General features: G+C 71.2%; 12 protein-coding genes. All 12 read right to left on the reverse strand.

The window, feature by feature from the left end:
- Nucleotides 1-3 precede the first annotated feature (3 nt).
- Entirely contained in the window at nucleotides 4-981 is a 978-nt protein-coding gene (locus tag ACKOQ4_RS07180; RefSeq protein ID WP_526290283.1) for an endonuclease/exonuclease/phosphatase family protein, read from the reverse strand.
- A gap of 76 nt (nucleotides 982-1,057) precedes the next feature.
- On the reverse strand, nucleotides 1,058-2,677 hold the full coding sequence (gene groL, locus ACKOQ4_RS07185; protein WP_526290285.1) for a chaperonin GroEL: 1,620 nt from the start codon (nucleotides 2,675-2,677) through the stop codon (nucleotides 1,058-1,060).
- A gap of 104 nt (nucleotides 2,678-2,781) precedes the next feature.
- Nucleotides 2,782-3,084, reverse strand: a complete 303-nt coding sequence (groES, locus tag ACKOQ4_RS07190; protein ID WP_509719797.1) for a co-chaperone GroES — start codon at nucleotides 3,082-3,084, stop codon at nucleotides 2,782-2,784.
- A gap of 206 nt (nucleotides 3,085-3,290) precedes the next feature.
- The gene (locus ACKOQ4_RS07195; RefSeq protein ID WP_526290287.1) at nucleotides 3,291-3,734 is read right to left on the reverse strand and encodes a nuclear transport factor 2 family protein; all 444 of its coding nucleotides are present in this window, start codon (nucleotides 3,732-3,734) and stop codon (nucleotides 3,291-3,293) included.
- Nucleotides 3,731-4,762, reverse strand: a complete 1,032-nt coding sequence (tsaD, locus tag ACKOQ4_RS07200; protein ID WP_526290289.1) for a tRNA (adenosine(37)-N6)-threonylcarbamoyltransferase complex transferase subunit TsaD — start codon at nucleotides 4,760-4,762, stop codon at nucleotides 3,731-3,733. Before tsaD ends, ACKOQ4_RS07195 begins: the two co-directional genes overlap by 4 nt.
- A complete protein-coding gene (gene rimI / locus ACKOQ4_RS07205) occupies nucleotides 4,762-5,193 on the reverse strand; it encodes a ribosomal protein S18-alanine N-acetyltransferase (protein ID WP_526290303.1) in 432 nt (143 codons plus the stop codon). The genes tsaD and rimI overlap by 1 nt, the downstream gene beginning before the upstream one ends.
- A gap of 23 nt (nucleotides 5,194-5,216) precedes the next feature.
- The gene (gene tsaB / locus ACKOQ4_RS07210; protein ID WP_526290291.1) at nucleotides 5,217-5,858 is read right to left on the reverse strand and encodes a tRNA (adenosine(37)-N6)-threonylcarbamoyltransferase complex dimerization subunit type 1 TsaB; all 642 of its coding nucleotides are present in this window, start codon (nucleotides 5,856-5,858) and stop codon (nucleotides 5,217-5,219) included.
- Nucleotides 5,855-6,319, reverse strand: a complete 465-nt coding sequence (gene tsaE, locus ACKOQ4_RS07215; protein WP_526290293.1) for a tRNA (adenosine(37)-N6)-threonylcarbamoyltransferase complex ATPase subunit type 1 TsaE — start codon at nucleotides 6,317-6,319, stop codon at nucleotides 5,855-5,857. The genes tsaB and tsaE overlap by 4 nt, the downstream gene beginning before the upstream one ends.
- Entirely contained in the window at nucleotides 6,316-7,359 is a 1,044-nt protein-coding gene (locus tag ACKOQ4_RS07220; protein WP_526290305.1) for an alpha/beta fold hydrolase, read from the reverse strand. Before ACKOQ4_RS07220 ends, tsaE begins: the two co-directional genes overlap by 4 nt.
- Before the next feature lie 100 nt (nucleotides 7,360-7,459).
- Nucleotides 7,460-8,638, reverse strand: coding sequence for an alanine racemase (alr, locus tag ACKOQ4_RS07225; protein WP_526290307.1), 1,179 nt, complete (start codon nucleotides 8,636-8,638; stop codon nucleotides 7,460-7,462).
- A gap of 38 nt (nucleotides 8,639-8,676) precedes the next feature.
- On the reverse strand, nucleotides 8,677-10,068 hold the full coding sequence (gene gad / locus ACKOQ4_RS07230; protein WP_526290295.1) for a glutamate decarboxylase: 1,392 nt from the start codon (nucleotides 10,066-10,068) through the stop codon (nucleotides 8,677-8,679).
- A gap of 19 nt (nucleotides 10,069-10,087) precedes the next feature.
- A partial coding sequence (locus ACKOQ4_RS07235) for an NAD(P)H-hydrate dehydratase (RefSeq protein ID WP_526290297.1) occupies nucleotides 10,088-10,984 on the reverse strand: 897 nt, incomplete at its 5' end.

Consider the following 10,984-nt stretch of genomic DNA (forward strand, 5'->3'; position numbering starts at 1 on the left):
GTCTCAGACCGCCGGGTCCAGCGGAATCCGGACAGTTGCCAGCAGGGCGCGGTGATCGGTGCCCTTGATCTTGACGGTCTTGATCGACGAGGCGGCGGCGTTGCGGGTCAGCACGTGGTCGATGGTGATCACCGGCGGAAGCCAGCTGTCGGCTTTGAACGTGGGGGCGTATCCGGCGCCGGTCTGGTCGACGGCGTCCCGGTAGCCGTCGGTGAGCAGGTCGCGGAACTGGCGCATGTCGGGAGTGCTGTTGTAGTCGCCGCTGACGATCACCGCCCCCGGTCCGGCCTCCCTGGCGAAGTTGTCCAATTGCGCCTTGGCGCCGGACATTCCGTAGTTCCAGTCCTCGACGGTGTTCTCATCGCCGGCGACCGGGGACATGACGTGCACGCTGGCGATGATCGGTTCGTGGCGCAGTCCGGGAAACTCCACCCGGGCCGCAGGCATGCTGACGTTGCGGTGCCGGGGCGCGGACAGCGGGTCGATCGGGTAGCGGCTCCAGAATCCGATCCCGCCCGCGCCCGGGCCCGGTTGGAGCACCGAGTAGGGGAAGGCTTCCCCGATGCCCTGCTGGGTGAAGCGCTCGACCGCCTCGGGTGTCAGTTCCGCCACGGCGACGACGTCGGCGTTGTCCCTGGCCAGGGCGACGAACTGCGCCGGGTCGGCCCGGCCGTACCGCAGGTTGGAGGCGAACACACGGATTTCGGCGGACCGTCCGACGTCGGACGGTCGGCCGAAGTAGTACCAGGAAACCTGGATCGCCACCGTCGCGGTCACCAGGAACACCCCGATGACCGACAGCACGACGCGCCGGCTCGCGACCGCCAGCGCCAGCCCGACGACGGCGATCAGCGGCACGAAGGTCGCCCCGACCGACAGCACCAGACGCGGGATGCTGGTGACGGGCTGGGCACGGAACACCAGCGCGACGGCGCTGAACGCGAGCAGCAGGGCCGAGACGGCGGTCGCTGTGACACGCACCCAGCCGGAGGACCCGCCGCGCGGGCTGCGGCCGGGGCTGTGCCTGCCGGACAACGCTACGGTCTTCCTCTGGCGATCAGTGGGCGTGACCGTGGTGACCGTGCCCGTGCGGCTCCTGCTCGGCCGGCTTCTCCACGATCGCCGTCTCGGTGGTCAGCACCATCCGGGCGACCGATGCCGCGTTGAGCACCGCCGACCGGGTCACCTTCACCGGGTCGATGACCCCGTCGGCGACCAGGTCGCCGTAGGTCAGCGTTGCGGCGTTGAAGCCATGTCCGGCCGGCAACTCGACGACCTTGTTGACCACCACGGCGCCGTCCAGGCCGGCGTTGGCGGCGATCCAGTACAGCGGTGCCGACAAGGCGTCGGCGAACACCTCCACACCCAGCGCCTCGTCGCCGGACAGACTGTCGCGCAACGACTTCAAGGCCGCGCGGGCCTGGACCAGCGCGCTGCCGCCGCCGGGCACGATGCCCTCCTCGACGGCCGCCTTGGCCGCCGCGACAGCGTCGTCCACCCGATGCTTGCGCTCCTGCAGGGCGGTCTCGGTGGCGGCGCCGACCTTCACCACGGCCACCCCGCCGGCCAGCTTGGCCAGCCGCTCCTGCAGCTTCTCCCGGTCCCAGTCGGAGTCGGTGGTCTCGATCTCGCCCTTGAGTTGGTTGATCCGGCCGGCGATCGCCTCGTGGGTGCCCCCACCGTCGACGATCACCGTGTCGTCCTTGCTGACGACGACCCGGCGGGCGGTTCCCAGCACGTCCAGACCAACCTCGCGCAGCAGCAGGCCGACGTCGGGGTTGACCACCTGCCCGCCGGTGACGACGGCCAGGTCCTCCAGGAACGCCTTGCGCCGGTCACCGAAGAACGGGGCCTTGACCGCCACGGCCTTGAGCGTCTTACGGATCGCGTTGACCACCAGGGTGCTCAACGCCTCTCCTTCGACGTCCTCGGCGACGATCAGCAGCGGCTTGCCGGACTCGGCGACCTTCTCCAGCAGCGGCAGCAGGTCGGGCAGCGAACTGATCTTGTCGCGGTGCAGCAGCACCAGTGCGTCTTCGAGGACGGTCTCCTGGGAGTCGAAGTCGTTGATGAAGTAGGCCGAGATGTAGCCCTTGTCGAAGCCGATGCCCTCGGTCACCTCCAGAGCGGTCTCCATGGTGGTGGACTCCTCGACGCTGACGACGCCGTCGGCACCGACCTTGGTCATGGCCTCACCGACCAGTTCGCCGATCTCCTCGTCGCGCGAGGACACCGTGGCGACCTGGGCGATGCCGGTCTTGCCCGACACCGGGGTGGCCGCGTCCAGCAGCGCCTGAGAGACGGCGTCGGCCGCCTTGCCGATCCCCGCGCCCAGCGCGATCGGGTTGGCCCCGGCGGCGACGTTGCGAAGGCCGTTCTTGATGATCGCCTGCGCCAGCACGGTCGCGGTGGTGGTGCCGTCTCCGGCGACGTCGTTGGTCTTGGTGGCCACGGACTTGACCAGTTGCGCGCCGAGGTTCTCGAACGGATCCTCCAGGTCGATCTCGCGGGCGATCGTCACGCCGTCGTTGGTGACGGTCGGACCTCCCCACGACTTGGTCAGCACCACGTGCCGGCCGCGCGGGCCGAGGGTGACGCGCACGGCGTCGGCGAGTTTGTCGGCGCCGGCCTCCATGGCGCGCCGGGCGGTTTCGTTGTATTCGATCTGCTTGCTCATGAGGTCCTGTCCCTGCCTAACCTTCTCGGACTGTCCCGCAGAGTGGTCCGCCCCGGAAATGCCCGACGTCTGGACGGGGATTTACGGGGCGGCTCACATGCTGCTTACTTGTTGACGACCGCCAGCACGTCACGGGCGGACAGGATCAGGTACTCCTCGCCGTTGTACTTGATCTCGGTGCCGCCGTACTTGCTGTAGATGACGGTGTCGCCCTCGGCGACATCGAGCGGAATCCGCTTTTCGCCGTCCTCGTCCCACCGGCCGGGGCCGACGGCGACGACGGTGCCCTCCTGGGGCTTCTCCTTGGCGGTGTCAGGGATGACGAGACCCGACGCGGTGGTCGTTTCGGCCTCGTTGGCCTGGACGAGGATCTTGTCCTCGAGGGGCCTGATGTTCACGCTCGCCACGTGATCCTCCACTGTTGATGATCGCCGGACCCGGGGATTGTTCCCCGGAACCGGTCGGATTAACCAGGTTTTGGCATACGGCCCTCGCACCGTCGTCGCGGGTGCCGGCACAGGGGTTGTCCGCCTGCCGCCTAGCACTCTATACCGGCGAGTGCTAGCACTCAAGCGGGGTCGGTGCGATTCGCCGAGGGCGAAGTCCGGGCGGCTCAGCGATCCATCGCGGCCGGGTCGATGAGCAGGTGATCGGACACGTTGCCGGTCATCTCGACGTCGGCGATGCGCTGGGTGAAGTGCCAGCCGCCCGGATCCCGGGCGAAGTCGTCGTAGTAGCGGCCGACCACGACCGGTTGCAAGGGCAGCCGGCCGGTGGCCTGCACGACGCAGAAGGTGGACCGGGCCGCGGCGGTGTCGCCGTCGACTTCGACGATCGGGTTGAGCACGAGGTGGCGGGTCTTCGGCGTGCCGTCGTCGAACCGGCGGGTGGTCATGGCGAACACCGCGGCGATGTTGCGGGCGCCGGTCACCCTCGGGGTGCGCGGCCCGCCGAAGGCGGCGCGGCCGAGCAACTCCCCCACGGCGTCGAAGTCGCCGGCGTCGACGAGTTCGGCGTAGCGGTGGATCAGATCCAGGATCTCCTCGCGGTCGGTCATGCCACCTGCCCCCGGACCACCGGCAGTCCCGGATCGCTGGCCACCTCCAGCGCCGAGGGCGCGGCCCCGGCGGCCACCAGGTGCGCGGCGAACGAGGCGATCATCGCCCCGTTGTCGGTACACAGCCTGGGCCGCGGAATGCGCAGTGTCAGACCTGCTGCGGCACAACGCTGTTCGGCCAGCTCCCGCAACCGGCTGTTGGCGGCGACTCCCCCCGCGATCAGCAGCGTGCCGACTCCCCGATCGGCCGCGGCCCGCACCGCCTTGGCGGTCAGCACGTCGGCCACCGCCTCCTGGAAACCCGCGGCGACGTCGGCGGCGTCGGCGTCCGGGTGGGACTCGACGTAGCGGGCGACCGCGGTCTTGAGGCCGGAGAAACTGAAGGCACAGGGGGCATCCCGCGGGCCGGTCATTCCGCGCGGGAAGACGATCGCGTCGCGGTCGCCGGTGCGGGCCAGGTCGTCGAGAACCCTGCCGCCGGGGTAGCCCAGGCCGAGCAGGCGGGCCACCTTGTCGTAGGCCTCCCCGGCGGCGTCGTCGACGGTGCTGCCGAGTTCGACGATCGGCTCGGCCAGGGACCGCAGGTGCAGCAGGTGGGTGTGCCCGCCGGACACCAGCAGGGCCACGCTCTCCGGCAGCGGACCGTGGTCGAAGACGTCGGCGGCCAGGTGGCCGCCGAGATGGTTGACCGCGTAGAACGGCACGCCCCAGGCCGCGGCGTAGGCCTTCGCCGCGGCCACCCCCACCATCAGGGCGCCGGCCAGACCGGGTCCGATGGTGGCTGCCACCACGTCCGGGCGCTCGATCCCGGCGGCCTCCAGCGCCCGCCGCACGGTGGGGCCCAGCGCCTCCAGGTGCGCCCGCGAGGCCACCTCGGGCACCACCCCGCCGTAGCGGGCGTGCTCGTCGACGCTGGAGGCCACCTCGTCGGCCAGCAACGTGACGGTGCCGTCACCGTCGAGGGCGGCGACTCCCACTCCCGTTTCGTCGCAGGAGGTTTCGATGGCCAGCACGGTCCGGCGCGTCATCACCGGTCCCCTCTGCGCATGGTGAAGGCATCCGCGCCGCTGGCCCGGTAGTAGCGCCGGCGCAGACCGACGGTGACGAAGCCGAGGCTCTGGTAGAGGGTGATCGCGGGCTCGTTGTCGGTACGCACCTCCAGATACACCGCGGCGTCCCCGACGTCCTCCAGCAGCCGGGTCATCAAGGCTCGCCCGATGCCCAGCCGCTGGTAGGCCGGGTCGACGCCGATGGTGTGGATCTCGTATTCGAACGGCGCCACCCTGCCCAGCCGGGCCACGCCGGCGTAGCCGACGAGTTTGTCGTCGACCCGGGCGGCCAGGTAGCGGTTGTGCGGGGCGGCGAGTTCGCGCACGAACGCCGCCTCCGGCCAGGGGTCGTCGCCGTCGAAGAGCAGCGCCTCCAGCTCGGCGCAGCGCGCGGCGTCGTCGCGGGTCATACCGCCGTAGTCCACCGGGCCGCTCACCGGATGACCCCCGCCCGCTCGGCCAGCGTCTTGGCATCAGGGCGGCGTAGATAGAGCGGGACCAGCGGGCCCGGGTCGCTCGCCCAGTCGCCGACGGCGGCGGCCAGGCCGGCCGGCGAGGGGTGATCCGGACCCACCCGCGGCAGGTCGAAAAGTGCGCAGTGCGCCGGGGAACCGGCCACCGCGCCCGCCCCCCGAACCTCGGCGGGGGCGTCCACCCCCGGACCATCGATGCGCGCACCGTCGCGGTAGCGGGCCCAGTACACCTCGCGACGGCGCGCGTCGGTGACCACCAGCACCTCACCGGCGGTACACACGCCGATGGCGTCCAGGGAGCACACCCCGTGGACCGGGACCGAGAGGGCGTGGCCGTAGGCGGCCGCCGTCGCCATCCCCACCCGCAGGCCGGTGAAGGGGCCCGGTCCGCATCCGACCACCACCGCGTCGACCCCGTCCAGCGTGAGTCCGGCATCACGCACTGCCGCAACGACATTCGGGGTCAGAAGTTCAGCGTGGGCATGCACATCCACCGCGATACGCTCGGCGAGGGTCTCGGTCCGGCCGTCGTCGTGGCGGCGCAGCACACCGGCGATCACCGCCGGCGTGGAGGTGTCGATGGCCAGGACGACCCGGCTCACGGCGAGCTCCACTGCCACGTCGCGGTGCGGACATCGCCGTCGGGCAGCCGCTCCAACTCGACGCACAGGTGGCGATCGGAGAGCCGTTCGGCCAGCCCCTCGCCCCACTCGACCACCGCCACGGCCCGGTCGAGGTCGGTGTCGAGATCCAGCGAATCCAGTTCGGCCATCACATCGGCACCGAGCAACCGGTAGACGTCGACGTGGATCATCGCCGGATCTCCCTGCCGGCGGGCCCGGTGCACCCGGGCCAGTACGAAGGTCGGCGACGTCACCGGGCCCTCGACGTCCATTCCCTGCGCTATCCCTTTGGCCAGAACGGTTTTCCCGGCGCCCAGCGGACCGGACAGCACCACGACGTCCCCGGCCCGCAGCTGCCGGCCGAACCGCACGCCGAGGGCGATGGTGTCCTCCGCTGTGGGCAGTGACGCCCGGCCGGCGTCGAGGCGAAGGTCGCTCACCGGTCCCGCAGCCGCCGGGCGAAGGCGACGAGCCGCGACGGTGTTGCCCTTTCCACCAGGCGGACCAGTGCGTCGTTGATGACCTCGGGCCGCTCCATCTGCACCAGGTGCGCAGCCCCCGGCACGATCACCAGCACCGAGTCGGGCAGCGCGGCGGCCATGTCCTCGGAGTTCCGCACGGGTGTGAGCATGTCCCGGTCGCCGCAGGCGATCAGCGTGGGAATGCGGGCCAGCACCGGCAGCGCGGCGGTCTCGTCGTGAACCTCCAGGGCGTGCAGGAAGGCCACCAGGGTGTCGATCGGGGTGTCGTGGATCATCTCCTCGCTGAACTGCACGACGCTGGGGCTGATCGCCTCGTCGCCGAAGGAGGCGGTCGTCAGGATCGGCCGCAGCGCCGAGCGGGCGGCGCCGCGAGTGCGGTGCACGAACTTCGGCGCGTACCGGGCCGCGAAGCGGACCGCTTCCAGGGCCGGGTTGCGCAGGATCTCGCCCAGCGGCGAGCGGGCCACTCCCTCGGCGGCCGAGGAGATGATCGCCGCTCCGACGATGCGCCGGCCGTAGCGCTCGGGGAACTGGCGGGCGTGGGACAGCACCGTCATCCCGCCCATCGAGTGGCCCACCAGGACCACCGGTCCGCGCGGAACCATCACGTGCAGAACGGTTTCCAGATCACGCCCCAGTTGCTCGACGGTGTAGGTGCCGAAGGGCGCCGAGCCGGACTGGCCGTGTCCGCGCTGGTCGTAGAACACCATCCGGACCTGTTCCCCCCAGCGCTCGGCCAGGGCCGCGCGCTGGAAGTGGAACGACCCCATCCGCATGCAGAATCCGTGCGAGAAGACGACCGTCAGCGGCGCGGTCACCGGTCCGACCTCGCGCACCACCAGCGGAACACCGTCGTCGGTGGTGATCACACATCCCCGGTCGGCCTCCAGCAGTGCGAAATCCTCGCCCTGGTAGGCGTCGTTGATGGCTTTGCGCTGCCGCAGCGCCTTGGCCGCCGCGGCCGTCCCGACCGCGCTGAGCCCGGCGACCCCGGCCATCAGGCCGGCTCGCCCGTCCGGGCCCGGAACGCTCTGCGGGATGGCCGGGCCGGGTGGAAGGTCGCGTGCGCGGCGGCGGGAGCGCCTGAACCTGCGGGACTTACCGGCCATCGGCGCCGGACCCCCGGTAGCTGCGGCGCACCCGCCCCCGCGGGCTGGTGACCACCTCGTAGTGGATGGTGCCGAGCGCCTCGGCCCAGTCCTGGGCGGTCGGCTCGCCGTCGGCGCCCGGCCCGAAGAGCACGGCGCGGTCGCCCTCGGCGACGTCGGGCACCCCGGGGCCGAGGTCGACGACGAACTGGTCCATGCAGATCCGGCCCACGCTGCGCCGGAGCCGGCCGTTGATGAGCACGTCGACGCGCCCGCCGAGGGCCCGGAAGACACCATCGGCGTAGCCGATCGGCAGCAGCGCGACGCTGGTGTCCGCCGGCGCGATCCAGGTGTGGCCGTAGGAGACCCCCTCCCCGGCGCGCAACCGCTTGACCATCGCCACCGGGCAGGCCAGCGTCATGGCCGGGCGCAGGCCCATCGCGCCGCGGTCCGGCACCGGGCTCAGGCCGTAGACCGCGATACCCGGTCGGACCATGTCGAATCCGAGATCGGGACGGGTCATCGCCGACGGCGAGTTGGACAGGTGCGCCACCTCATAGTCGACACCGCGGCGGCGCGACTCGGCGAGCATCTCGGTGAATCGTTGCGCCTGAACGTCGTTGACCGGATTGTCCGGTTCGTCCCCGCAGGCCAGGTGGGACATGATGCCGCGCACCCGGACGGCCCCGGCGGCGGCCGCGCGGCGCAGGGCGTCCAGGACGTCGGGGAACTCGCCGGGCCCGACGCCGTTGCGGCTCAGGCCGGTGTCGACCTTGACGGTCACCACGGCCGCGCACCCGGTGCGCTCCACCGCGCCGAGGAGGTCCTCGACCTGTCGCTGCGAGGAGACCCCGATCTGCACGTCGGCGCCCAGCGCCGGGGCGAAGTCGGTGCCGGGCGCGTGCAGCCAGGCCAGCACCGGGGCGGTGATGCCGTCGCGGCGCAGCGCCAGGGCCTCGTCGACGGTCGCGACGCCGAGTTCGGCGACCCCGGCGCCCAACGCGGCGCGGGCCACCTCGGTGGCGCCGTGCCCGTAGCCGTCGGCCTTGACGACCGCCATGACCTCGGCGGGGCCGGCGTGCTCCCGGAGCACACGCACATTGTCGGCGATCGCCCCGAGGTCGACGAGGGCTTCGCCGTTGGCGGCGGCGAGCGGTTGCGTCGGGGGCGTCAACGGCGTTGTCTGCATGGTCATATCACCACCGCCGATTGTCCCAGAAGACCGGATCAGTGCGCGAAGTGCTCCTGGGTGAAGTGACCTTGGGGCCGGATCGCGTCGAGGTGGTCGAGCACGGCGTGCAGGTCCTCCCACAGTGACCGGGCGAGGTCTGCGGAGAACCCTTCCCGGACCACCACCCGCAGCACTGAGATGTCCTGCGCGCCCTCGGGCATGGTGTAGGCCGGCACCTGCCAGCCGTAGGACCGCAGCGCCGCGGACACGTCGAACTCGGTGTAGCCGAAGTCCCCGGACAGCCGGAACGCCACCACCGGCAGCTTGGAGCCGTCGGAGATGACTTCGAAATGCTTGGACTTCCTGAGCTGGTCGGAGAACCACCGGGCGGTGCCGGACAGCGTCTGCATGACATGGGTGAACCCGGCCCGGCCCAGACGCAGGAAGTTGTAGTACTGCGCGACGACCTGGTTGCCCGGCCGGGAGAAATTCAGGGTGAAGGTGGGCATGTCGCCGCCGAGGTAGTTCACCCGGAACACCAGGTCCTCGGGCAGGTGCTCGGAGCTGCGCCACACCACGAAGCCCAGTCCCGGGTAGGTGAGCCCGTACTTGTGGCCGCTGACGTTGATCGAGACCACCCTGGGCAGCCGGAAGTCCCACTTGAGGTCGGGCTGCAGGAACGGCACGACGAAACCGCCACTGGCGGCGTCGACGTGCACCGGGATGTCCAGCCCCCTCTTCTTCTCCAGTTTGTCCAGTGCCGCGCAGATCTCGGCGATCGGCTCGAGCTCACCGGTGTAGGTGGTGCCCAGGATGCCCACCACGCCGATGGTGTCCTCGTCGACCGCCGCGACGACCTGCTCGGGGGTGATGACGTAGCGGTCCTCGCCCATCGGCAGGTAGCGCGGTTCGACCTCGAAGTACTTGCAGAACTTCTCCCACACCACCTGGACGTTGGAGCCCATCACCAGGTTGGGGGTGCGCTTCTTCCAGCCGCTGCCGTCCTTGCCGCCGACCCGTTCCTTCCACCGCCACTTCAGGGCCAGACCGCCGAGCATCACCGCCTCCGAGGAGCCGATGGTGGACACCCCGATGGCGCTGGCGGCGTCGTCGTCGCGCAGATTCTCGGCATGGAAGAGGTCGGCGACCATTGCCACGCAACGGGATTCGATCGCCGCCGTGGCCGGGTACTCGTCCTTGTCGATCATGTTCTTGTCGAAGGTCTCGGCCATCAGCTTCTCGGCCTCGGGGTCCATCCAGGTCGTGACGAAGGTGGCCAGGTTGAGCCGGGAACTGCCGTCGAGCATCAGTTCGTCGTGGATGAACCGGTAGGCCGCTGCGGGCTCCATCACCTCGTCGGGCAGCCGCAGCGAGGGGATCGGGTCGGTGGACAGCCGCCCGGTGTAGGCCGGGGCGATCGACGGGGATCGGTATTTCACGTGCGGCATGGCAGTCCTTCTCTCGGGGTCACAGCGCGGCGATGGCGGTTCGGATATGGGACAGGATTCCCGACGCCGACGTCGGCACCGACAGCGGTCCCGGATCGGCCGCCGAGGCGTTGGCGGCACGGGCGTGGACGAAGGCCGCCATCGCGGCGGCCTCCCCGGGCGGCAGCCCGGCGGCCAGGAGGGCTCCGATGACACCGGAGAGCACGTCGCCGGACCCGGCGGTGGCCGCCCACGAGCCGCCGGCGGGGTTGAGGTAGGTCAGGCCGGACGGTTCGGCGATCACGGTGACGTTGCCCTTGAGCAGGACCGTCGCGCTCAGCGTCCGGGCCAGCCGGCCGGCGGCGGCGACCCGGTCCCCGCCGGGCGGACCGAGGCCGAACCTGGCGTACTCCCCGGCATGCGGTGTGAGCACCGTCGGCGCGGCCCGGGCGGCGAGCAGATGCTGGTGCTCGGCCAGGATGCTCAGTCCGTCCGCGTCGACGATCACCGGGAGGTCGCTGTTGAGCGCGAACATCAGCGCAGTGACGGCGGTCTCGTCGGCGCCCAGCCCGGGCCCGACGCACCAGGCCTGTACACGGCCGGCCGCCGCGGCATCGGGGACGGCCACCACCTCCGGCCAGTGCGCGACCACCTCGGCGGCGGCGGAGCCCGCGTAGCGCACCATCCCCGACGTCGCGGCGACCGCCGCGCCCGCGCACAGGATCGCCGCGCCGGGATAGGTCGCCGAGCCGGCCAGCACGCCGACGACGCCCTGGGTGTACTTGTCGTCGCGCGGGCCGGGCACCGGCCAGCGGGCCCTGACGTCGCCGGCATCCAGGCCGACCAGGTCGGTGCGGGGCAGATCCAGGCCGATGTCGACGACCTCGACGCGGCCGCAGTCGGCCAGCGCGTGCACCGGCTTGAGCCCGCCGAAGGT

The organism is Mycobacterium sp. (assembly GCF_046095365.1).
Taxonomy (GTDB): Bacteria; Actinomycetota; Actinomycetes; order Mycobacteriales; family Mycobacteriaceae; genus Mycobacterium.